Source organism: Yoonia sp., from assembly GCF_017854565.1.
Lineage (GTDB): Bacteria > Pseudomonadota > Alphaproteobacteria > Rhodobacterales > Rhodobacteraceae > Yoonia.
Map to the genome: position 1 here is coordinate 1 of NZ_JAFMHJ010000038.1, position 22,917 is coordinate 22,917.

The 22,917-nt window shown below is 58.1% G+C and carries 25 protein-coding genes and 1 tRNA gene; 16 read left to right on the top strand and 10 right to left on the bottom strand.

Annotation, left to right across the window (positions count from 1 at the left end):
* A partial coding sequence (locus QZ196_RS13580) for an IS3 family transposase (RefSeq protein ID WP_296427285.1) occupies positions 1-676 on the top strand: 676 nt, incomplete at its 5' end.
* A gap of 280 nt (positions 677-956) precedes the next feature.
* On the opposite strand, the gene QZ196_RS13585 is transcribed toward QZ196_RS13580, so the two are convergent.
* Positions 957-1,033, bottom strand: a tRNA-Ile gene (locus QZ196_RS13585).
* Positions 1,034-1,321: 288 nt separating this feature from the next.
* Here QZ196_RS13585 and purM point away from each other — a divergent pair.
* The 4 genes from purM (at position 1,322) to QZ196_RS13605 (ending at position 4,671) form a co-directional block, all read left to right on the top strand.
* Positions 1,322-2,362, top strand: a complete 1,041-nt coding sequence (gene purM / locus QZ196_RS13590; protein WP_296427287.1) for a phosphoribosylformylglycinamidine cyclo-ligase — start codon at positions 1,322-1,324, stop codon at positions 2,360-2,362.
* Positions 2,359-2,958, top strand: a complete 600-nt coding sequence (gene purN / locus QZ196_RS13595; RefSeq protein ID WP_296427289.1) for a phosphoribosylglycinamide formyltransferase — start codon at positions 2,359-2,361, stop codon at positions 2,956-2,958. The genes purM and purN overlap by 4 nt, the downstream gene beginning before the upstream one ends.
* An 88-nt stretch (positions 2,959-3,046) precedes the next feature.
* Positions 3,047-4,204 (top strand): ribonuclease D, encoded by a 1,158-nt coding sequence (rnd, locus tag QZ196_RS13600; protein WP_296427291.1) that lies wholly within the window; start codon positions 3,047-3,049, stop codon positions 4,202-4,204.
* Between the two features lie 56 nt (positions 4,205-4,260).
* The gene (locus tag QZ196_RS13605; RefSeq protein WP_296427293.1) at positions 4,261-4,671 is read left to right on the top strand and encodes a SufE family protein; all 411 of its coding nucleotides are present in this window, start codon (positions 4,261-4,263) and stop codon (positions 4,669-4,671) included.
* Here QZ196_RS13605 and QZ196_RS13610 read toward each other — a convergent pair.
* From QZ196_RS13610 to QZ196_RS13625, 4 genes are read right to left on the bottom strand one after another with little or no spacing between them, the layout of a single operon-like run.
* Complete coding sequence (locus QZ196_RS13610) at positions 4,668-5,291, bottom strand: DUF1638 domain-containing protein (RefSeq protein WP_296427295.1); 624 nt, start codon at positions 5,289-5,291, stop codon at positions 4,668-4,670. The two genes, QZ196_RS13605 and QZ196_RS13610, sit on opposite strands and share 4 nt — an antisense overlap.
* Positions 5,288-5,623: a YbjQ family protein gene (locus QZ196_RS13615; protein ID WP_296427298.1), complete on the bottom strand. Its 336-nt coding sequence runs from the start codon at positions 5,621-5,623 to the stop codon at positions 5,288-5,290. The genes QZ196_RS13610 and QZ196_RS13615 overlap by 4 nt, the downstream gene beginning before the upstream one ends.
* Positions 5,604-5,825, bottom strand: a complete 222-nt coding sequence (locus QZ196_RS13620; protein ID WP_296427301.1) for a hypothetical protein — start codon at positions 5,823-5,825, stop codon at positions 5,604-5,606. The genes QZ196_RS13615 and QZ196_RS13620 overlap by 20 nt, the downstream gene beginning before the upstream one ends.
* Before the next feature lie 54 nt (positions 5,826-5,879).
* Positions 5,880-6,587 carry a B12-binding domain-containing protein gene (locus tag QZ196_RS13625; RefSeq protein WP_296427302.1) on the bottom strand — a complete coding sequence of 236 codons (708 nt, stop codon included), beginning with the start codon at positions 6,585-6,587 and terminating at the stop codon, positions 5,880-5,882.
* A 130-nt stretch (positions 6,588-6,717) separates the two neighbouring features.
* Between QZ196_RS13625 and QZ196_RS13630 the strand changes: the two genes are divergently transcribed.
* Entirely contained in the window at positions 6,718-7,800 is a 1,083-nt protein-coding gene (locus QZ196_RS13630) for a PA0069 family radical SAM protein (protein ID WP_296427303.1), read from the top strand.
* Positions 7,801-7,984: 184 nt separating this feature from the next.
* Here the strand turns inward: QZ196_RS13630 and bmt are convergent, their stop codons facing one another.
* From bmt to QZ196_RS13645, 3 genes are all read right to left on the bottom strand, one after another.
* Complete coding sequence (gene bmt, locus QZ196_RS13635; protein ID WP_296427304.1) at positions 7,985-9,001, bottom strand: betaine--homocysteine S-methyltransferase; 1,017 nt, start codon at positions 8,999-9,001, stop codon at positions 7,985-7,987.
* 38 nt (positions 9,002-9,039) lie between these two features.
* Positions 9,040-9,735 (bottom strand): hypothetical protein, encoded by a 696-nt coding sequence (locus QZ196_RS13640; protein ID WP_296427305.1) that lies wholly within the window; start codon positions 9,733-9,735, stop codon positions 9,040-9,042.
* Positions 9,736-9,849: 114 nt separating this feature from the next.
* On the bottom strand, positions 9,850-10,164 hold the full coding sequence (locus QZ196_RS13645; RefSeq protein ID WP_296427306.1) for a DUF1476 domain-containing protein: 315 nt from the start codon (positions 10,162-10,164) through the stop codon (positions 9,850-9,852).
* Positions 10,165-10,298: 134 nt separating this feature from the next.
* Between QZ196_RS13645 and purC the strand changes: the two genes are divergently transcribed.
* The 6 genes from purC (at position 10,299) to QZ196_RS13675 (ending at position 18,223) form a co-directional block, all read left to right on the top strand.
* The gene (purC, locus tag QZ196_RS13650) at positions 10,299-11,060 is read left to right on the top strand and encodes a phosphoribosylaminoimidazolesuccinocarboxamide synthase (RefSeq protein ID WP_296427308.1); all 762 of its coding nucleotides are present in this window, start codon (positions 10,299-10,301) and stop codon (positions 11,058-11,060) included.
* Positions 11,061-11,110: 50 nt separating this feature from the next.
* On the top strand, positions 11,111-11,341 hold the full coding sequence (gene purS / locus QZ196_RS13655) for a phosphoribosylformylglycinamidine synthase subunit PurS (protein WP_296427311.1): 231 nt from the start codon (positions 11,111-11,113) through the stop codon (positions 11,339-11,341).
* Positions 11,341-12,009 carry a phosphoribosylformylglycinamidine synthase subunit PurQ gene (gene purQ / locus QZ196_RS13660; RefSeq protein WP_296427313.1) on the top strand — a complete coding sequence of 223 codons (669 nt, stop codon included), beginning with the start codon at positions 11,341-11,343 and terminating at the stop codon, positions 12,007-12,009. Before purS ends, purQ begins: the two co-directional genes overlap by 1 nt.
* A 45-nt stretch (positions 12,010-12,054) precedes the next feature.
* Entirely contained in the window at positions 12,055-13,809 is a 1,755-nt protein-coding gene (locus QZ196_RS13665; protein ID WP_296427315.1) for an ATP-binding protein, read from the top strand.
* Positions 13,810-13,820: 11 nt separating this feature from the next.
* Positions 13,821-15,152 carry a sigma-54 dependent transcriptional regulator gene (locus QZ196_RS13670; RefSeq protein ID WP_296427317.1) on the top strand — a complete coding sequence of 444 codons (1,332 nt, stop codon included), beginning with the start codon at positions 13,821-13,823 and terminating at the stop codon, positions 15,150-15,152.
* Positions 15,153-15,562: 410 nt separating this feature from the next.
* Positions 15,563-18,223, top strand: coding sequence for a ribonuclease E/G (locus tag QZ196_RS13675; RefSeq protein ID WP_296427319.1), 2,661 nt, complete (start codon positions 15,563-15,565; stop codon positions 18,221-18,223).
* Positions 18,224-18,411: 188 nt separating this feature from the next.
* On the opposite strand, the gene QZ196_RS13680 is transcribed toward QZ196_RS13675, so the two are convergent.
* The gene (locus tag QZ196_RS13680; RefSeq protein ID WP_296427321.1) at positions 18,412-18,639 is read right to left on the bottom strand and encodes a sulfurtransferase TusA family protein; all 228 of its coding nucleotides are present in this window, start codon (positions 18,637-18,639) and stop codon (positions 18,412-18,414) included.
* A gap of 105 nt (positions 18,640-18,744) precedes the next feature.
* On the opposite strand from QZ196_RS13680, the gene QZ196_RS13685 reads away from it, so the two are divergent.
* From QZ196_RS13685 to QZ196_RS13700, 4 genes are all read left to right on the top strand, one after another.
* Positions 18,745-19,500: a cytochrome c biogenesis CcdA family protein gene (locus tag QZ196_RS13685; RefSeq protein WP_296427323.1), complete on the top strand. Its 756-nt coding sequence runs from the start codon at positions 18,745-18,747 to the stop codon at positions 19,498-19,500.
* A 63-nt stretch (positions 19,501-19,563) separates the two neighbouring features.
* On the top strand, positions 19,564-20,829 hold the full coding sequence (locus QZ196_RS13690) for a hypothetical protein (RefSeq protein WP_296427326.1): 1,266 nt from the start codon (positions 19,564-19,566) through the stop codon (positions 20,827-20,829).
* Positions 20,826-22,190 carry a cytochrome P450 gene (locus QZ196_RS13695; RefSeq protein ID WP_296427329.1) on the top strand — a complete coding sequence of 455 codons (1,365 nt, stop codon included), beginning with the start codon at positions 20,826-20,828 and terminating at the stop codon, positions 22,188-22,190. The genes QZ196_RS13690 and QZ196_RS13695 overlap by 4 nt, the downstream gene beginning before the upstream one ends.
* A 256-nt stretch (positions 22,191-22,446) precedes the next feature.
* The gene (locus QZ196_RS13700; RefSeq protein ID WP_296427333.1) at positions 22,447-22,698 is read left to right on the top strand and encodes a hypothetical protein; all 252 of its coding nucleotides are present in this window, start codon (positions 22,447-22,449) and stop codon (positions 22,696-22,698) included.
* Here QZ196_RS13700 and QZ196_RS13705 read toward each other — a convergent pair.
* Positions 22,683-22,916 carry a ribbon-helix-helix domain-containing protein gene (locus QZ196_RS13705; RefSeq protein WP_366510978.1) on the bottom strand — a complete coding sequence of 78 codons (234 nt, stop codon included), beginning with the start codon at positions 22,914-22,916 and terminating at the stop codon, positions 22,683-22,685. The two genes, QZ196_RS13700 and QZ196_RS13705, sit on opposite strands and share 16 nt — an antisense overlap.
* Position 22,917: the final 1 nt, after the last annotated feature.

A 22,917-nucleotide genomic window follows, 5' to 3' on the forward strand; every position in this document is an offset into this window, starting at 1 on the left:
ACTGAAGGTCGGACACCGGCGCGTAGGTCGTTTGATGCGTGAGAACGACATCAAGATCATCAGAACCCAAAAATACAAGGCCACGACTGACAGCAACCACACGTTCAACATTGCACCCAATCTACTGGATCAGGATTTCTCTGCGGATGGTCCGAACCAAAAATGGGCTGGCGACATCAGCTACATCTGGACCAGTGAAGGGTGGTTGTATCTGGCCGTCATCCTCGATCTGTATTCCCGGCGCATCATTGGTTGGGCCCCCTCTCGTGACATTGCTGCGCAATGCACTGCCGGGCAGTGGTACAGCAACCGGATGAAACGCGACTTGGCGATCCGAGCCCTGGATATGGCGGTGGCCCTACGGCAACCACCGAAGGGCTGCATTCATCATACGGATCGTGGGTCGCAATACTGTTCACATGACTATCAGAAGCGTCTTTCGAAGCGTGGATTCAAAGTATCGATGAGCGGAAAAGGAAATTGCTACGATAATTCCATGGTGGAAACGTTCTTCAAATCCATAAAAGCTGAGCTGATCTGGCGCAACAAACGGGACACACGTCGTCAGGCAGAAGGCGCGATATTCCAGTATATCAACGGATTTTATAATCCACGCCGCCGTCACTCATCGCTAGGTGGCAAAAGCCCCTTGGCCTTCGAACGAAAGGCTGCGTAAATGAGTTGAGAGACCGGAACGTAAGCGTGACAAGTCCAGTCACGCGCAAACGCCGTCTCTTGTCCAAAAGACGGCGTTTGGATGCCCGACGTCAGCTGCGCCATCAATGAAGTGCAGCTTCCTTGTTATGCGCTGGAAAGTTCCTCTTACAACCAATGCGTTATGCGAAAAAAAATCCATTGGCACCCCACGGCGACATGAAACCTCTTGACAGTCATTTGCACCAAGTGACTACGATTTGCACACTTATGCCCAATTGGCACACGATGCGCAAAGAGTTTGGTAGGCCCGGAGGGACTCGAACCCCCAACCAAAGCGTTATGAGCGCTCTGCTCTAACCAGTTGAGCTACAGGCCCTCCACGTTTACTCAGGTATCAGACCTGCGGGGCGGGTCAAGATCGAATGATAGGAAATAAGGCGGCGACGTTTGCGGTGAACCGATAACCACACGCCGACCGCCCCAAAGACCAGCGAGACCCGAAAGAACGTGAGGAGGGCGCTTTCTTCTCATCCCCTTCATGCGCTGCAAATATTAACATAGCCTCAACAGAATTGACTTTATTTGACTCGACCGGCGCGCATGCCGTTGCGTCGCGCCGATGCATCCGCTATCGCCATTTCCAACTGACAGATGGGGTGTCCCGATGATAAAAAATGGCCTGACCTATGCAGATGCCGGGGTTGATATCGACGCTGGAAATACGCTGGTTGAACGGATCAAACCTGCCGCCAAACGGACCACGCGCCCCGGTGTGATGGCCGGGCTTGGTGGCTTTGGCGCGCTGTTCGATCTGAAGGCGGCGGGTTACACCGACCCGATCCTGGTCGCAGCCACCGATGGCGTCGGCACCAAGCTGCGGATCGCCATCGACACCGGCAACGTGGACACCATCGGTATTGATCTGGTGGCGATGTGCGTCAACGATCTGGTGTGCCAAGGTGCAGAGCCATTGTTTTTCCTCGATTATTTCGCCACGGGAAAGCTCGAGCTGGATCAGGCGACACGGATCATCGAAGGTATCGCTGCCGGTTGCGCGGCGTCCGGCTGTGCGCTGATCGGTGGTGAAACGGCTGAAATGCCGGGGATGTATCACGCCGGTGATTTTGATCTGGCCGGGTTTGCGGTGGGGGCGATGGAACGCGGCGCGGACCTGCCTGCGGATGTGGCCGAAGGCGATGTGCTGTTGGGTCTGGCGTCTGACGGTGTGCATTCCAACGGCTATTCGCTGGTGCGGCGCGTTGTTGAATTGTCGGGGTTATCCTGGGCCGACGCGGCGCCCTTTGCGGATGATACACTTGGCGCGGCGCTGCTGGCACCGACGCGGCTTTACGTGAAACCGGCGCTGGCTGCGGTCAGGGCAGGGGGCGTGCATGCGCTGGCGCATATTACCGGGGGCGGCCTCACGGAAAACCTGCCGCGTGTCTTGCCCGATGGGCTTGGCGCGCAGATCGACCTGACCGCATGGACCTTGCCACCGGTGTTTCGCTGGTTGGCCGAAACCGGCGGCATGGCCGAAACCGAGTTGCTGAAAACCTTTAACGCTGGCATCGGCATGGTGCTGTCCGTCGCTGCGGGCGAAGCCGCAGCGCTGACAACACAGCTCACCGATGCGGGTGAAACCGTGTACCAACTGGGCACAGTGACCTCTGGCGCGGGCGTCCAATACAGTGGTCGCCTGCTTTGACGAAACGGGTTGCGATACTGATCTCGGGCGGCGGCTCCAATATGGTGGCGCTGGTCAATTCCATGACCGGCGACCACCCCGCGCGGCCCGTTCTGGTCATGTCGAATGACCCGCACGCAGGCGGATTGGCCAAGGCGCGTGAACTGGGGGTCCCGACATTTTTCGTCGATCACAAACCCTTTGGTACAGATCGCGCCGGGTTCGAGGCCGCGCTGCAACGGGCGCTTGAAAACGTCAGGCCCGATATCATCTGCCTTGCGGGTTTCATGCGGATTCTGACACCGGAATTCACCGGGAAATGGGCCGGGCGGATGCTGAATATCCATCCCTCCCTGCTGCCCAAATACAAAGGGTTGCACACGCACGCGCGGGCCCTTGCCGCAGGCGATACCGAACACGGCTGCAGCGTCCACGAGGTGACAGCCGAACTGGACGGCGGCCCGATCCTTGGTCAGGCACGGCTGACAATCACGCCCGATGACACCGCCGAAACGCTGGCCGCACGCCTCTTGCCGCTGGAACACGCGCTTTATCCGGCGGTCCTGCGCCGCTATGCTGGGGGTGATCGCAGCCCGGTGACACTGCCTGCGATTTAAGCAACCGTTTGTCTTCCATTCGCGGAACTGATCGCCTATCAATGACCAGCGATTGGGTGCGGACCCCGCCAAGACCAACGGAATAATAATGAAAAAAATCACCACGACCGATGCCCTGGCCGCATTTTGTGTAGAAGCTGCGAAACGCCCCTACGTCACTGTCGATACTGAATTTCTGCGCGAACGAACCTATTATTCCAAGCTGTGTCTGGTGCAGCTGGCCTATCAAGACGACGCTGGCGAAGATGCCGTGCTGGTCGATCCTTTGGCCGACGGCCTGTCGCTTGAACCGCTCTATGACCTGTTTCGCGATGTCGGCGTCGTCAAAGTGTTCCATGCCGCGCGCCAGGACCTTGAAATTTTTCACGTCGATGCGGGCGTGATCCCCGAACCCCTGTTTGATACCCAGGTCGCTGCGATGGTCTGCGGCTTTGGCGAACAGGTCGGCTACGAAACGCTCGTGCGTAAAATCGTCAAGGCCGAGGTCGATAAATCGTCCCGCTTTACCGATTGGTCACGCCGACCCCTCACCGACGCGCAGATGACCTATGCGCTTGCCGATGTGACGCACCTGCGGGACGTTTATGAATACCTGTCGGCCCGTCTGGACAAATCCGGTCGCAAGAAATGGGTGGCCGAGGAAATGGCCGTGCTCAAGGACCCCGCCACCTACCAATCCGATCCAGCCGATGCATGGAAACGGGTGAAAACCCGGACCCAAACGGGGCGGTTTCTTGCCATCGTGCGGGAACTGGCGCGCTTTCGCGAAACCTATGCGCAGACACGCGATGTACCGCGCAGCCGGGTCTACAAGGATGACGCGCTGGTTGAAATTGCCTCGACCAAACCGCAAAACGAACAGGACTTGGGCCGCTCCCGGTTGTTGCTCCGCGAGGCCCGCAAGGGCGAAATCGCCCAAGGCATCATCGACAGCGTGAAGGCCGGTTTGGCATTGCCGGCCGATCAACTGCCAAAGCCCGACAAATCCATGATCAAGCTGCAGGTGAACCCAGCACTTGCCGATTTGCTGCGTGTGCTGCTCAAGGCGACGACCGACAACGAAGGTGTGGCGCAGAAACTTATCGCCTCATCTGCGGATCTCGATGCGCTGGCCGCCGGGGAACGCGATGTACCCGCGCTCACGGGGTGGCGCCGCGAGGTGTTCGGCAAAGACGCGCTGTTGCTTTGCGAAGGGCAGGTCGGCTTGGCCGTGAAGGGCCAGAAGGTTGTGATTGTTGCCCTTTAAGGTGGACGTCACGGCCTGTCGGCCCTACATCATGTTGCGCAACAAAAGGCGCAGATATGGCAAACCCTGATTTCGAAGAACTTGTCGAAACCTTTGAATTCCTTGACGATTGGGAAGACCGCTATCGTCATGTGATCGACATGGGCAAGGCGATGGACCCGCTCGAGGACGCGCTGCGCGTGCCTGCGACCAAGGTGAATGGCTGTGCAAGCCAGGTCTGGCTCGTGCCGCAAATCCGCAGCGGCATGTTCACCTTTCACGGTGATAGCGATGCGATGATCGTGCGCGGTCTGATCGCGGTTCTGGTCGCGCTCTACAACAATCAACCCGTTGGTGACATCGGGAAAATTGATGCAGCTGCCGAACTTGGCCGTCTTGGCCTGAACGATCATCTGTCGGCCCAACGCTCGAACGGCCTGCGCGCCATGGTTGAACGCATTCAGCAGACCGCCGCCGCCGCTGCCTAAACGGTCGCCAGCGCCGTTTCCAGTTCGCCATAGCCGGTAAAGCGCCGCTCGAATGCCAGCCCCAGGCGCGCCGCGCAATCGCGTGCCTTTGCCGTCAGGTCCGCATCATCGGTCTGCGCCTGATAGACCAGCTTTTCATAATTGCCGAAATACATATCCCGCAGTTCTGGGTGACGGTCCAACCCCAGCGGCCCCCAGACAAAGGCATCAAACTGGCGAACCAGAAAATCCGTCAGATAAAACGCCGTGATCTCGTCGCGGGCCGCGAAGGCATCAACCCCTTCAAAGAACGCATAGCAGTGCGGCCCGGCCACCATCTGCACGCCCATCTGCGCACAGGCAGCCTGCAACAACCCGCCCGTGCCGCAATCGGCATAGACCACAAAAATATCATCATAGGCATCGCGGTGCTTTGCGACGGCGTCCCGCACGGCGGGAACAATACGCGCGGGGCTGTTGTGCAAGATCGCAGGCAGGCACTGCAGGTCCAGATGATCCCATCGGTTTGCCGCCTTCAGCGCCAGAATTTCGCGCGCCAACGCCCCGCAGGCAATCAATAAAACAGACCCGGCGCCCTTGGCTGCCAGCCCCTGCGTCGTTAATGCCGTATCACTGGTCACGACAGCCTTACGGCCGTGCCATAGGCCACGATTTCGGACGCACCATTCATGATGGCCGATGTTTCCATCCGAAACCCGATCACGGCATTGGCGCCAAGGCCGCGCGCCTCGTCGATCATCCGGTCCAGCGCCTGTTCGCGTGCGCCCGCCAACAGCGACGAATATCCGGTCATTTCGCCACCGACCAAATTGCGCAGGCTGGCCACAATATCCGTGCCGATATGCTTGGCCCGTACCGTGGCCCCGCGCACAAGACCCAAGGTCTGCAAAACCTCACGGCCCGCCACGGCCTCGGTGGTGCAGATCAGCAGGTCAGTTCCTGAAGCTGTCATAATGGTCGTCATCCTTGTTGTTGACCCGCTCCGAAATCACCCGCCAAGCCACATAAGCACAGAGAGCTGCCACACTCAGCACGGCGGCACCCGCAAATGTGGGCAGTTGCGACGTCACCGCCAGCGTCATCGCCAGCCAAATGGTAACGCCTGCGGCGGCAATGACACAGACCAGAATAAGAACAAGTTTATCAAGCGGCATAGCCGTCTCCTTTTGAAACTCAAAAACAGCGCCACCGCCTGACACGCGGGGGTATCAGGCGTGCGCCGCCCCCTGATTGTGCTTGCGCGCAATCAGCGTCTTGGCCGTTTCCACCGCAACCGCTGCATCGCGGCAATAGGCATCGGCGCCAATCGCCTTGCCGAATTCTTCGTTCAACGGGGCGCCACCGACCATCACGATATAATCATCGCGAATGCCCTTTTCGATCATCGTGTCGATCACGACCTTCATATAAGGCATCGTCGTGGTCAGCAGGGCCGACATTCCCAGAATATCGGCATCCTCCGCCAAAAGCGCGTCAATATACGCGTCCACGGCATTGTTGATCCCCAGATCGACCACCTCGAACCCGGCGCCTTCCATCATCATCCCCACAAGGTTCTTGCCGATGTCATGAATGTCGCCTTTGACGGTGCCGATCACCATCTTGCCCACACGCGGTGCGCCGGTCGCAATCAGCAACGGCTTCAGAATGAACATGCCACCCTTCATCGCATTGGCGGCCAGCAATACCTCTGGCACAAACAAGATACCGTCGCGGAAGTCATGCCCGACAATGGTCATCCCCCCGACAAGAGCCTCGGTCAGAACCCGGTAAGGCGGCCAACCGCGCGCGATCAGGATGTTCACACCCTCTTCGATCTCTTCCTTCATGCCGTCATAAAGGTCGTCGAACATTTGTGCGACCAGATCTTCGTCATTCAGTTCGGACAGGATGATGTCATGGTCTTCGTCGGACATTTTGCACCTCTATGCGTTTGTTATTACCTAATGCGCCTTTATTGATTTGGCCACCCGATGAATTGCGACATTCGCGCCATTGGGACCGACCCGTGCTTGCTAGTGTTCATGGTATGTTCTAATATTGCGCATGGGCAACGATCTGACGCAAAAAAACCACCGCACGCCGGGGCGGGCTGCCACATCGAACCCGCAGGTCCGGTTTGATCGGTTTTCCGCGCAGGCGGTTGACGATGGCTGGTATCAGGACCCTGATTTGCCCGTCCTGCGCACCCACGTCCGGGACGAGATCGCGCGCACCGTGATCAGCCGCAACAAATCGCCCGATTTGTCCTTTGACCGCACGATCAATCCCTACCGTGGCTGTGAACATGGCTGCATCTACTGCTTTGCCCGGCCCAGCCACGCATATCTGGGCCTGTCGCCGGGGCTTGATTTCGAAACCCAGCTTGTCGCGCGTCCCAACGCACCTGCGCTGCTGCGCAAGGAACTGTCAAACCCCCGCTACATCCCCGCTACCATTGCCATCGGCACCAACACCGACCCCTATCAACCGATCGAAAAGACACGCGAAATCATGCGCGCCATTCTTGCGGTGCTGCGCGACTTCAATCACCCCGTCGCCATCGTCACCAAGGGGACCTTGATCGAACGCGATACCGATATCCTCGGTGATATGGCGGCCAGAGGGCTTGTGCGCGTGGGCGTGTCAATCACCACGCTTGACCCGAAAACCTCCCGCGCGATGGAGCCGCGGGTCCCGTCGCCCGCCGCCCGCCTGCGCACGATCCGGCGCCTGACCGATGCGGGTATCCCGGTTCGTGTCATGGTCGCGCCCGTGGTGCCCGCGCTGACCGATCACGAGCTCGAGGCGATTCTGACCGCAGCCCATGCCGCAGGCGCGGTTGCCGCGTCCTCGATCGTGCTGCGCTTGCCGCGCGAGGTTTCGGTGCTGTTTCGCGACTGGTTGCAGGCGGCCTACCCTGACCGTGCTGCCCGCGTGATGGGCCGGGTGCGCGAATTGCACGGCGGCCAAGATTACGATCCGCATTTTGGCACGCGGATGGTCGGGCAGGGGCCGTGGGCCGCGATGATCCAGCAGCGGTTCAAACTAGCTACGCGCAAATTGGGGCTCGACCGATCTTTGCCCGCCTTGCGCACAGACCTGTTTTCCCGGCCACCGCAGCGCGGCGATCAGCTTTCGTTTCTCTAAACCTTAGTGGATATTCATCTGTCTTCGCGCACGCGGCGTTCATCGGGCCGCCCGCGTAAAGACGTACATACAGCTTCTGTACGTGCTCTTTACCCAAGATGTCACCGCGAAACGCCCATTTTTATGGGCGTTAACCGTCGCTCAGCCGATCACGCCGCACGCCCATGCGCGGTGCGTTAACTTGTCAGGGCCGGCGGCGGCGGCCCCGGCGCGGCGCGGCCACCGGTCCCGCGCCATCAGTCCCGTCCGACGCCGACGAAAATCCACCCAGCACTTCGGTGATCGCGTCCAACGTCGGACGCGGGCCCTTTGGCCGGGTTTCCAGTGCGTCGCGCATCGCGCGCAGGTGTTCCGGCGTGGTCCCGCAGCAACCGCCAATAATTGTGGCACCGCAATCGCGGGCCAGCACGGCGTAGTCCGCCATCAGCTCGGGGGTGCCATCGTAATGGATGTGGCCATCGTGATATTTCGGAATGCCAGCGTTGCCTTTGGCGATGATCGGGGCCGTTGGACCGGCGGCGGCAAAGCCCAGGACAGTGCGCAGCAAATCAGAGGCCCCAACGCCACAATTTGCCCCAAAAGCAATGGGTTGGTTGGCGATCTTAGTCACCGTCTTGACCATCTCAGCCGACGTCAAACCCATCATTGTACGGCCTGCGGTGTCGAAACTCATCGTGCCACACCAAGGCATATCCGCCAGGGCAAATGCCTCGGCCGCCGCGCGAAATTCCTCTGCCGCGCTGATGGTTTCGACCCATAAGACATCGGCGCCACCAGCCTTGAGCCCTTCGGCTTGTTCGTGAAACATCTCGACCGCGCGTGCATGCGTCAGGGTCCCCATTGGTGACATGATTTCGCCGGTAGGCCCGACCGATCCTGCCACGACAACCGTCCGGCCCGACGCATCGGCAACCTCGCGGCCCAGCTCGGCGGCCGCTTTGTTCAGTTCATGCACACGGCCTTGCGCCCCATGTAGCTTAAGCCGCGATGCGTTGGCGCCAAAGCTATTGGTCAGGAAAATATCACTGCCGGCATCGGCTGCACCCTTGTAAAGCGCTGTAATCTTTGCCGTTTCTTCCACATTCCACATTTCAGGCGCATCACCGGACATCAGCCCCATGTTGAACAGATTAGTCCCCGTCGCGCCATCGGCCATCAGCCAGTCGCGGGTTTCAAGAAGCGTGGAAAGTGCGTTTGTCATGATCTGAACTGGCCCCGGATTTTGCTGTCATTCGCATCTCATGTCTGGCCGTTGACTTCAATTGCAAAGCGCTTTTTCGCGGGCTTTCGGCCGAATGTTTTCAACATTTGCGCCAATGTGCAGGGTGCATTCGTGATCGGGCGGTGGATGGCGACAGCGATCACCAATCCTGAACTCCAAAAACCACCCCGCGTTGGCGCCGCATGATCGCGTGCAATCCAGAGAGGTGCGTTTGACGTACCAGTCAGCCGCACGCGCCTGTTTGGCCATGCGCCGATCACAGTTGTAAAGTGCGGGAATTTTGCCGCGCAGCAAGGAATACTTGCGAAGTACGCTGATCTCACGGGACCCATCGCCAAACGCGGCACCGGCCCCAGCGTTGTGCAGACCAATGGCAAACTACCGATCAGCCACAGGTGGCCACCCATGTCGCCGGTCCGTCGGTGGCCGTGCGCGGGGCCTGCGTCGCCCCCGCAACCGCCGGACGTATTCGAAATCAGACCCACACCGCGCGCGATCACATGAGCGGCCAACGCACCTGCAAAGGCGAGATCGCCACATGCGGTCACCTGTGTCATCGCTGTTCCGATGTCCATGAGCGTGACGCGTTGCCACAGCAGCGAGCCGCAAATCAACACGACCGCAACCGGCAGACTGCGCTGAAACGATGGCCCGAATGAGGGACGTGAACGGCTGGAAAACGGATAGATCACGATAACTCCGGCATAGGTCACGACCCTGCTAATAGCGTGGTGTGAACTGCCGGTTAGAAACCCGTTGCCGGGCCAAGCATAACGGCGTCCCAGAGGTACTGAGACGCCGTTAAAATATTGAAAAATTATGGCTAATCAGACTTCGTTGAGCAATTGCGACTTCGCCTCTGCCATCAGGGTCGCCATCTGCGTGCGGATCGTGATTTCGTCTGCTTTGTCGCCCAGATCACCCGAAACCTTGCGGTAGACGTCTTCTTCGCCGGGTTCGTCCATGTCGGCTTTTACGACCTCTGCGGCATATGCTGCGGCATCAGCGTCGCTTTTACCCAGCAATGCCGCGGCCCAAAGGCCCAGCAATTTGTTGCGTCGCGCCTCGGCGCGGAACTGCATATCGGCGTCATGTGCGAATTTTGCTTCGAAGGCATGTTCGCGGTCTGTAAAGGTATTCATGGGCGGACCTCGTGGTTTGCTGTATCGTTATACATGATATGCCTTCGCTAGTCCTTGCCCGCAAGGGGGGCTTGCACTATGACCCGCATGTGACGCAGCCCAGGGCGGGTTTGCGCATGGGTTAAGGGGTGATCATGGCACGCCGTAAAAAAATTTACGAAGGCAAGGCAAAGATCCTGTATGAAGGTCCTGAACCGGGTACGCTGGTCCAGTATTTCAAGGATGATGCGACGGCATTCAATGCTGAAAAGAAGGCCGTGATCGAAGGCAAGGGCGTGTTGAACAACCGCCTGTCCGAGTTTTTCATGACTGGTTTAACCCAGATCGGCGTCCCCACGCATTTCATCAAACGTCTGAACATGCGCGAGCAATTGATCCGCCAAGTCGAGATTATTCCGCTCGAGGTCATTGTGCGCAACTTTGCTGCCGGTTCCATGGCCAAGCGTCTGGGCATGGAAGAGGGCACGCCGTTGCCGCGCCCGATTGTCGAGTTTTCGTACAAGGACGATGCGCTGGGTGATCCGCTGGTGCCCGAGGAATACATCATCGCTTTTGGCTGGGCGTCGCAGCAGGACATGGATGATATCGTCAGCCTTGCGTTGCGTGTGAACGACTGGATGTCCGGTGTGATGTATGGCGTGGGCATCAAGCTTGTTGATTTCAAAATTGAAGTTGGCCGCGTTTGGGACAATGAATTCCCGCGCCTGATGCTTGCCGATGAGATTAGCCCGGACAGCTGCCGTTTGTGGGATATCGAAACCGGTCGCAAGCTGGACAAGGACGTGTTCCGCCGCGATCTGGGCAATTTGACAGATGCCTATACAGAAGTGGCAAAGCGCCTTGGTGTGATGCCGTCGAATGTGACGCATCGGCCAAAACCAACACTGATAAACTAACGCCAAATTTTGACTGTATTTGGCCAGATGACGAAGAAAGAGGCGCTGAAATGAAGGCTCGTGTGCATGTGATGCTGAAAAACGGGGTTTTGGACCCACAGGGCGAGGCCGTGCGCCACGCTCTTGGTTCGTTGGGATTTGAGGGCGTTGCCGGCGTCCGTCAGGGTAAGGTGATCGAACTGGATCTGGCGGATGGAACGTCCGAATCGACGATCAACGACATGTGCGACAAACTGCTCGCCAATACGGTGATCGAAAGCTACCGGGTCGAGGTTCTATAATGCGCGCCGCTGTCATCGTTTTCCCCGGATCGAACTGTGACCGCGACATGGCCGTGGCGCTTGCGGCGGCTGGCGCTGATGTCAGTATGGTCTGGCACAAAGACGCGGCATTGCCCGATGGCGTCGACCTTGTGGCGATCCCCGGCGGTTTCTCGTTCGGTGACTATCTGCGCTGCGGTGCAATCGCCGCAAAATCGCCGATCTGCAAGGCTGTCGTGGCCCATGCCGACCGGGGTGGTTATGTGCTGGGCGTCTGCAACGGCTTTCAGGTACTGACCGAAACCGGGCTTTTGCCCGGCGCGCTGATGCGCAACTCAAATCTTAAGTTCATCTGCAAGACCGTTGATCTCAAAGTGGAAACTTCAGACACTGCGTTTACCGAAGGCTACAATGCAGGCGATATCATTCGCTTGCCGGTCGCGCATCATGACGGAAATTACACAGTCGACCCTGACACGCTGGCACTGCTTGAAGCCGAGGACCGGGTTGCATTTCGGTATGTGACGAACCCGAACGGGTCGGTTGCCGATATTGCCGGTGTCGTGTCTGCAAACCGACGGGTTCTGGGGATGATGCCCCATCCCGAACGAGCCGTGGATGCCGGTCACGGTGGCACCGACGGGCGGGCGCTCTTTCGCGGGCTTGTTGGGCAACTGGCGCTTAGCTGATCTTGTTGGCTTGTCCGACGTTGTGCCCGAGCCTAAGCTAGGCCTATGACAGTTGCGCGCGACAAGATGGGAACGAAAAGCCGGGGCAGATGGTATCTGCGCCTTGCCATTCTTGCGATCTGTCTGTTTGCGGTGATCGTGATCTACGTCAGTAATCATTTCCTGACGCAGCGCTTTACCGACACAATTCGCAATCGTTCCGAAGTGCGTCTAGCGCTTTACATCACCAACTTGATGAGTGAGCTACAGCGTAATTCCGTCGTGCCGCAACTGTTGGCGCGTGATCCGGATTTGATAAAAGCGCTGGAAGATAACGATTATTCGCTCTCGACGGCACTGCTATTATCATTTGTAGATGAGATCGGCGCAGCGTCGCTGATGCTGCTGGACCGCGACGGGCGGTCTGTGGCGGCGACTGACCGCAACAGGTTGGGCGAAAGTCACCGTGCCGCGCCGTATTTCGTGAATGCACAACGCAACAATCAGACGATCTACAGCACCTTTCGCGACGAGAGCGGGGCCTTTGATTTCGTTTATTCGCGCAAGATCGAATCTGCGGGTCAGATGTTGGGTGTGATCACGGTCGAGGTCGATGTGCCCCGGCTGGAACGCGGCTGGGCTGGCGTGTCAGACGCCGTGATCGTGACCGATAGCGAAGGCACGATCATCATGGCAACTGAGCCGCGTTGGCGCGGTCTCAAAGAGAATGAGGCGCTTCAACGCCAATCCGCACCATCCGCGATTGAGCGCGCGCTGCGGGCAACACAAGGCTGGGCTGCCCTGCCTGCCGACGCATATTTGCGCGGCGAAGCGGTAATGCGCCGCGAGGCCCGCGTGCCGCATCAGGGGTGGCGCATGGTCAGCTTTACCACGTATTCGTCGGTCCGCGAAAAGGTTAACGGCGTTCTGGCAATCGAAGTCATGGGATTCGCCATTCTTCTGGCGGGGCTGTTTTGGCTCACATCACGCAAGGCCGCGTCTCGTCTGGTATTTTTTCAGCGCGAATCCGCCGAATTGCGCGCCTTGAACAGGCGCTTGCAGCGGGAAATCGCCGAGCGCGAAAAGGTCGAAAAGACTCTGGAAGTGGCCGAGCAAACGATCGCGCAATCATCGAAATTGGCAGCCTTGGGCGAGATGTCAGCCGCTGTCAGTCACGAGTTGAATCAACCATTGGCCGCGATGAAAACCTATCTCGCCGGAGCCCGACTGTTGCTGCAACGCAAACGCCCCGAAGAAGCGCTGTCGTCGTTTCAGCGTATTGATGATTTGCTGGAACGGATGGGGGCCATTACCCGGCAACTGAAATCATACGCCCGCAAGGGTGCCGATGCCTTTGAACCCGTTGATACACGGGCCGCCGTGTCCTCCGCGCTGTCCATGATGGAGCCGCAGTTGAAAACGCGCGCGGTCAATATCATTCGCACCTTGCCAAACGAACCGGTGATGATGTTTGGCGACAGGTTGCGTCTGGAACAGGTCATCATCAACCTGCTGCGCAATGCGTTGGATGCGACCAAAGGCGTGGACAATCCCATGATCGAAATCTTGCTCGCTGCTGGTGACACGATCAGCCTGCAGGTGCGCGACAACGGCGAAGGGATCGAAGACCTCGATGAATTGTTCGAGCCGTTTTACACGACCAAGCAGCCGGGTGATGGTGTGGGTCTTGGGCTTGCGATATCATCGGGGATCGTGAACGATTTGGGTGGACGCCTGACCGCGCGCCATGCGGCCGGGGGTGGTGCCATCTTTGAAGTGCAATTGCCGCGAATGAAACAAGACGCTGCTGCGGCAGAGTAAGGACGACGACAATGAGCAAGGCTATGAAAATCGCAATCGTTGACGATGAAAAAGACATGCGTCAGTCAATTAGCCAATGGTTGGCGCTGTCTGGTTTCGACACCGAAACCTATGCTTCTGCCGAAGATGCGCTCAAGGTGTTAGGGGCGGACTTTCCGGGGATTGTTGTCAGCGACATCAAAATGCCGGGCATGGACGGTATGCAGTTCCTCAAAAAGCTGAAGGGCGTCGACAGTTTCCTGCCGGTAATTATGATTACCGGTCATGGCGATGTGCCGATGGCCGTCGAGGCGATGCGCATCGGTGCGTTTGATTTTCTGGAAAAACCATTCAACCCGGACCGGATGACCGAACTGGCCAAAAAGGCCACGCAGGCGCGCCGCCTGACGTTGGATAACCGCGCGCTGCGCAAGGAACTGTCAGATGGTTCCGCGCTTATTCGCAAGCTGATTGGACAATCCGCCCCGATGGAGCGGCTCAAAGAGGATATTCTGGATCTGGGCCAAGCTGATGGCCATGTCCTGATCGAGGGCGAGACGGGGACCGGCAAGACCCTTGTCGCCCATGCACTGCACGCCGTCGGGGCCCGTGCGAGTAAGAAGTTTGTCCTGCTCAGTTGTTCGGCATTCGACGAAGCCACGCTGACCCGGCGCATCTTTGGCCCCACCCATGACGATGAGCCGATCCCCGCGGTCGAAGAGGCACGCGGCGGCACCCTTGTGCTTGAGGATATCGAAGCGCTGAGCCATGCCTTGCAAGCGCGGTTGCTGACGGCGATCAATAATCAGGGCACGCCCGCCGAGACCCGGATCGTGGCGATCTGCAACTTGCAAGAGCAGGATAAGACCTGCGAAAGCGTCCTGCGCCCTGATCTGTTCTATCGCCTTGCGGCCCTGCGGATCACCGTGCCGCCGCTGCGGCAGCGCGGCGAAGACATTCTGACACTTTTCACCCGCCTTGGTGAACAGTTTGCCGATGAATATGGCTGTGACGCGCCCGAAGTCAGCGCGCAAGAGGCGGCGCAGCTCTTGCAGGCCCCTTGGCCGGGCAACGTCCGCCAGCTGATTAACGTCGCTGAACGCGCGGTGCTGCAGAATCGGCGCGGCAGCGGGTCGATTGCGTCGCTGCTGATGGCGGACACTGAGGAAATGAAACCTGCCATGACAACCGAGGGCAAGCCTCTCAAGGAATTTGTCGAGGCGTTTGAGCGGATGTTGATCGACAACACCATGCGTCGCCACAAAGGCTCGATTGTATCGGTCATGGAAGAGCTGTGTTTGCCGCGCCGGACCCTGAACGAGAAAATGGCGAAATACGGGTTGCAGCGGTCGGATTACCTGTAGTCTGATTGATGAAATGGGCCGTGTTGCACGAGGCCACTTGTACAACGTGCCAAGTGTCCCTTATGTATGAGTTACGGGTGTTCGTGCGTTGGTTGCACGGTGCCGCCCGGGAGAATTCTCTACTGTGAAAGATGCGGCGTAGCCCTCGACGTTCCGGTAGCTGATTTGGCTGTAAAGCCAGAAGAACGCCCTGGGCCGTGACAACGTACACGGACCGGGCCTTGAATGGGCCGCGGATGTGATCCGGGGTCGGAGAAGAAACGCGATGCAACGCGCGCAAAACAGAGGCAATGATGCAGTGGCCCTAAGGGGCCCGGTGTCTGCCCGCGCGCACATCGCCTTAATCAGACATGTCACACGGACGGCCGCCCCGCCGGGGCCATTGCTCGTGCCACATGCGAACGGAAAACATGCCAAAGAAAATGCTTATAGATGCCACCCACGCGGAGGAAACCCGCGTTGTTGTGGTCGACGGCAACAAGGTCGAAGAGTTTGATTTTGAAAGCCAATTTAAACGCCAGGTTGCTGGCAACATCTACCTTGCAAAGGTAACACGGGTCGAACCATCGCTGCAGGCAGCGTTTGTTGACTATGGCGGAAACCGCCATGGGTTCCTTGCTTTTTCGGAAATCCACCCGGATTACTATCAGATCCCGGTCGCCGACCGCGAAGCACTGATCGCCGAGGAAAAGGCGTATGCCGAAAGCTTGCACGCGGATGAAGAGGAAGAAAAGCCAAAGCCCCAGCGGCGCCGCACGCGCACCAGGTCCAAGGCCGCAGGCGCAGAAGGCAACGATGCCATAGCCACGACTGATGCCGAAACACCCGAGGAAAATACATCGGGTGATATCGCTGGCATGGAAACCATCGACTTGTCCGACGATGATGACGAGGGCAGCTCGCCCATGATGCTGGTCGGTGAAACACCTGTCGAAACGCCTGCCGCTGACGAAGGCGACGACGACGACGACGACGACCAGCCCCAGATCGAGGCTTATGACAAAGACGACAGCATCGAAAGCGTCGCCGAAGAGGATGACACCGACGAGGTGCGCCCGGTCCGCAAGCCGCGCCCAAAGCGTTACAAGATTCAAGAAGTTGTCAAAGTTCGTCAAATCCTGCTTATTCAGGTTGTGAAGGAAGAACGCGGCAACAAGGGCGCTGCGCTGACCACATATCTTTCGCTGGCAGGTCGCTACTGCGTCTTGATGCCCAATACGGCGCGCGGTGGCGGTATCAGCCGCAAGATCACCAATATTGCCGATCGCAAAAAGCTCAAGGAAATCGCCAGTGAAATGACCGTGCCGGAGGGCGCAGGTCTGATCATCCGTACTGCGGGGTCCCAGCGCACAAAAGCCGAGATCAAGCGCGATTACGAATATTTGCAGCGGATGTGGGAGCAAATTCGCGAACTGACGTTGAAGTCTATCGCACCGGCCAAGATTTACGAAGAAGGCGACCTGATCAAACGCTCGATCCGTGATCTTTACTCCAAGGACATCGACGAGGTGATCGTCGCAGGCGAGGGCGGTTACCGCATCGCCAAAGATTTCATGAAAATGATCATGCCGTCACACGCCAAGAACGTTAAGTTCTACGAAGAACAGCTGCCGCTTTTCGCCCGTTATCAGGTCGAAGGCTATCTTGGCGGCATGTTCAACCCGACGGTGCAACTGCCTTCTGGCGGCTATATCGTCATTGGGATCACAGAGGCGCTTGTCGCGATTGATGTGAACTCTGGCCGTGCGACCAAGGAAGGATCAATCGAGCAGACCGCGCTCAAGACCAACCTGGAAGCGGCTGACGAAGTGGCCCGCCAATTGCGCCTGCGCGATCTGGCTGGTTTGATTGTGATCGACTTCATCGACATGGACGAGCGCAAGAATAACGCAGCCGTGGAAAAGCGATTCAAGGATAAACTGAAAACCGACCGCGCGCGTATTCAGGTGGGTCGGATTTCGGGCTTTGGTCTGATGGAAATGTCCCGCCAGCGTCTACGCCCCGGCATGCTCGAGGCGACAACGCAGATGTGCGCCCATTGCCACGGCACAGGTCTGTTGCGGTCCGATGACAACGTGGCCCTCGCCATCCTGCGTCAGCTGGAAGAAGAAGGCGTGCGCGGTCGCACCAAGGAAACGCTGGTCAAGGCGCCCATCGCCATTGCCAATTTCCTGATGAACGGCAAACGCGAACACATCGGTGACATCGAGGCGCGCTACGGCATGTCCGTCCGCATCGAATGTGATCCAACGCTGGTATCCCCGGACTTTGCTATTGAAAAGTTCAAGACTGCCACGCGTGTCGTGCCCGATGCAGCACCTGTGGTCACCTCCACAGTCATGATGGATGACGACGACGAAGACGATCTGGTCGTCGAGACGCCGGACGAAGATGAAGAAGAGCCGCAGGTCCAGACCACGACAGCGGCAGAACCGACCGAGGATGGCGACGCAGAGGACCGGCCCAAGCGCAAGCGGCGTCGGCGTCGGCGGCGCCGGGGCGGCGCCAATGGTGGTGAAAATCAGCAAGCTGACGGTGCAGACGCATCATCTGATGCTGAAACTGTCTCAGAGCAGTCCGCGCCAGATGCGCAGGCCGAGCCGGAAACCACTGACGATGCCCTGATCGCAGAGGAAAAGCCAAAGCGCCGCCGGACACGTGCCAAAAAGGCTGTCGAAGTCTCTGAGGAGAGCGCGGTAGCGGAGGCCGCACCTGCACCAACAGAGATGGCTGGCGAGGAACCCGCTCCGAAAAGACGGACACGGACTCGCAAAAAGGCAGAGCCGGTTGCCGATGCGTCGACAGTTGAGGCTGTGGCCCACGAAACAGCCGAAGCGGAGCCAGTGGCAGAGGAAAAACCAAAGCCCAAGCGCCGCAGCCGTGCCAAACCGAAAGCTGCAGAAGAAGCAGCCCCAGCCGCCGAGGTCGCGGTCGAAGCGCCAGTTGCACAAACGCAGCCGGAGCCGACACCTGCACCAGAGGCTGCACCAGAGCCTGTGCCCGAAGTTGCGGTGGCTGACCATGATGCGGGCAAGCCAAAGCGCAAAGGCTGGTGGTCGTTGGGTCGCTGATCCTGATGGACCCATCAACAAGCCACGTGACGCTGCCCCTTGGGCAGCGTCTTGCATTTTGGACACCCGATATGCAAATATGCCGCCCATGACGCGGTTTGTGATCCCCGCCACAAGGTCGCGCGATACCAAACCACTGGCCATCCGGACCGTTGATCAGGGAGTTTTTCGGTCCGATGATGTTTTGATTACGCTTTGCGGATCAAATAAATCTGCGCGTCGCCGCTATCTTCGATACCCAGCAGGTCATGGCCAGCCTCAGTGCAAAAATGTGGCACGTCAATGATTGCTGCGGGATCATCCGCCACCATCCGCAGAACTTGTCCTGTCGCCAACGCCTGAAGCCGCTTGCGGGCTTTCAGAACGGGCAGGGGGCACAGCAGCCCCTTTGCATCAAGATCAGCGTGATAGGTCATGCGCCATCGGTAGGCGGGATGTTTCAATTTGTCCACCAAGATGTGACATCACCCCTCGTGACCTGCGACGTCAGCTGACATAGGTACTTACTAAAGGGGACCGGCATGTTCGACACCAGCATTATTTTTGACGCAGCACTTTTGCCCGCGATGGTTGTTGCTATGATGGCGGGGCTCTTATCATTCCTCAGCCCATGCGTGCTGCCCATCGTGCCGCCCTATCTGGCCTATATGGGCGGTGTGTCTGTCACTGAAATGGAGAAAACATCGCAGGCGCGGCGGCGAGTGTTCCTGTCTGCCGTGTTCTTTGTGCTTGGACTTTCGACCGTCTTTATCCTGCTTGGCTTTGCCTTTTCCAGTATGGGGCGTATGTTGTTGCGGGTTCAGGATTGGTTTGTCGTGATTGCGGGTGCTGCCGTGATGATCCTTGGCGCGCATTTTGTCGGGGTGTTTCGGATCCGCTTTCTGGACCGCGAAATGCGGGTGGACGCAGGTGATAAGGGCGGCTCTGCATTTGGCGCTTATGTGCTTGGCTTGGCATTCGCCTTTGGCTGGACCCCGTGCCTTGGGCCGATTCTGGGCGCGATTCTGGGCCTTGCCGCATCAGAGGGGGATGTCGTGCGAGGCACCGTTCTGCTGGCCGCCTATGCACTTGGTCTGGGCATACCATTTTTGCTGGTCGCCGCATTCTTTCCGCGCCTCAAGGGCGTGATGGGCTGGATGAAACGCCACATGGATCGGATTGAACGGACATCGGGTCTGCTTTTATGGACAGTTGGCCTGATGATGTTGACCGGACAGTTTGCTGCATTCAGCTATTGGCTGCTTGAGCAGTTTCCGGCGCTCGCAAATATTGGCTAAAGTCTTATGTTTCCGCCCGATATCAGTTAACGTTGCGCGGGTAGCCGTAGACAGGTCAAAACGATGAGCGAGCAAAGCAGGCGTGTCAGGCGACGCAGGGTGTTTCATATCCCGGGCTTTGATCCGATCCATCCGCGCCGCTACCGCGAGCTTTACCGGACCGAAGGTGCCATGCAGGCCGAAATCAGCGGCTACCAGTTGGTCGTAAAAGCAACGCCTGCGGCTGATACATTCAGCTGGACGGTGGATGCACATATTGACCAACATGATATTTCCACCCGTATTAATGTGCTGGTCTGGTCCGACATTGTGCGCGGAGGCATGGCGCAAACGATCCCCGCGACCTACCTGCAACTGCTGCGAACGGCGTGGCTATATCTGCGCACGGGGACATTGCGGCGGCTCATGCGGATGCGCAAAGGACCGGTGATTGCCGCGCTTTATCCTGTGGGTATGTTGCTGTCGCAGCTGGTCATCGCGGTTATCATGGGGGCAATTATCGGGGCCACAGCGCGCGATGGCATGCTGTGGGCGATTGGTCAAAGCGCAAACTCAGTCCCAGCTGCTGTGGGCGGTGTCGCAGTATTGCTCAAATATATGCTTTGGCTTGTGGTCGTCGTGGTTGTGTTGCGTTGGTTCAAGGCCAGGGACAACAAACTGTTCGCCTACTATTTGATGCACGACTACGCATTTTCCGCCGATCAATGCGGTGCAAACCCACCCATACTCGAGGTGCGCCTGCAACAGTTTACCGACCAGATCGCCGCCGCATTTAACGATGAGGTTGATGAGGTGCTTGTGGTTGGCCATTCATCTGGCGCGCATCTGGCCATTTCAGTGCTGGCGGATCTGATCCGGTCAGGCCGGGTGCCGGCGGTGGGGCCAAGACTGGCGTTGCTGACCTTGGGGCAGGTGGTGCCGATGGTGTCGTTTCTTCCCAAAGCGGGACGACTGCGCGGTGATCTGGCGTTTCTGGCGACACAGGATGCGCTGACTTGGGTTGACGTATCGGCACCTGGGGACGGGTGTTGTTTTGCGCTGTGTGATCCGGTTGCCGTTACAGGCGTGACCCCGCCCGGCAAACGCTGGCCATTGGTCATGTCGGCATCCTTCACCCAAAGCTTGTCCCCGGCGCGTTGGCGGCAATTGCGTTGGCGGTTCTTCCGGCTGCATTTCCAGTACCTGTGCGCCTTTGATCGGCCAAAGGACTATGACTACTTTCAGATCACCGCCGGACCGGTGTTGCTGGCCGATCGTTACCGCGACAGGGCCGCGTCAAGGTCACGGATTGATGTCCCCGTCTCGCGATACACGGCGTTCGACGCATGACAGGCAGGTTACCTCCCAAGCCGCAGGCGCGGCCTGACAGGGTATCGCTTTGGCGCTATATGCAGTTGTTCAGGCGTGACATTTTATCGGCCCAACCGGCAAAGCTCTATCGTGCATGGATGGCCGCGTTTCGGACGCCATTTTTCCATAGCTATCTCATTAACGATCCAAAACTGATCCGGCTGGTGCTGAACGATCGGCCCGACGATTTTCCAAAGTCGGACCGGATCGGCGCGGGGTTGCGCCCCCTGTTGGGCGAAAGCGTGTTTTTGACAAACGGTGAGGTCTGGAAACGACAGCGCCGGATCATTGACCCTGCGTTCGAAGGCGGACGGTTGCGCGACGCATTTCAAGCGATTGTCGCGGCGGGCGCAGGGGCCGTCGTCCGGATCGCTCCGTCCGCTGATAATGCCCCGCAGGAAATCGAAGCGATAACCAGCCACCTTGCCGCCGACGTCATCTTTCGCACGCTGTTTTCGATCCCGATTGAAGATGCGGCCGCCCGAAAGGTGTTCGATGAATTCCGTGCCTACCAACGGTCGCAACCAATCCTGAACCTCGCGGCGTTCATTGCGGGCCCAGCTTGGATGCCCCGGTTATTTCGATCCAAAACAAGGCGGACCGCGCGAAATATCCGCCGCTTGATCACACAATTGACGACAGACAGGTTGGCCTTGATTGCGGCTGGGACTGCGCCGGATGATCTTGCCACAAAGATCATGACAACGCCGGACCCCGAAACAGGCGAGGTGTTCACGCTGCCTGAAATGGCGGATCAGGTTGCGATATTTTTCTTGGCGGGGCACGAAACCAGCGCATCCGCCTTGGCTTGGGCCCTGTATTTGCTTGCGCTGCACCCAGATTGGCAAAATAAGGTGGCGGCAGAGGCGCAGGAGTTCAGTTTTGAATTCGCCGGGCTTTCGGGCCTCAAAGTCACGCGGGATGTCTTTCGCGAGGCTTTACGCCTTTATCCCCCTGTCCCTATGATGGTGCGGCAAACCACCCAGCCCGAGACATTCCGCGAGCGCCCTTTAAAAGTCGGGGCGCAGGTGGTGTTGTCACCTTGGCATCTGCATCGCCACAATCGCATATGGGACGATCCGGATGCATTTGACCCAGGGCGTTGGTCGACCGAAAATGGCAAGCAATCCGCCCGCGATGCTTATCTGCCATTTTCGAGCGGTCCGCGGGTCTGCACGGGGGCGGGATTTGCGATGATCGAAGGCGTGACGCTGTTGGCCCAGCTGTTGCTACACTACGAATTTGCGATTGTTGACGGAATGGAGCCGATACCCGTCGCTCACCTTACTGTCCGCGCTCGGGATGGAATTTGGTTGCGATTCGGACCGCGTGCATCGTGATTGGTGACCATAAGGCGCATAAACGAGCGTTAATGATAAGATTTAGTGCATTAATGAAACTTTTAGCGGGTTGAACGTGACGTAATCTGGGCGGAGAAACGCCGATCAGTCTGATGTTAATGTTGCGTTCATAGACACTTAGCTAAAAGCATGAACATAACAAGCTAACGTAAACTAAGACGCTGTGCCTTATTTTTGCCTAACATGTGGTAACAGTGTGTTGTTGTATCGGATGCAGCTTTCATCGGGGGATGACATGACAATAGGATTACCAGGTGCTACGAAGCTCGGCCTTGCTGGCCTTTTGAGCCGGAAACATAGTGATGGACGCGATGGGAAATCGAAACTGTCGGCGGACAAGTTGCCGCTGAAACCGCATGAAATTGCAAAACGCTTTTCGCATAATGGTGCGTCTGACTCCGTGAAGCCGGCAAAGCTGAACGAGAGCGAAAAAAGAGATCGTGATCGTCTGTCTAGTCTGCGCGGCGCGCTCTATTCCAAAGACTGATTGCGCGCGACCATACGTTCGAACACATACACACGCACGGCCGAGGCAAGTCCGATATCACCTCGGCCTTCGTCTATTTCGGCAGCGAGCCCATTGATGGTTTTTCCGTCTTGATCGGCGATATCCCTGAATGCTTTCCAGAAAATATCCTCAAGTGACACGCTGGTACGGTGCCCCCGCAACGTGAGCGACCGTTTGACAGGTCGGCTGTGTGCGATC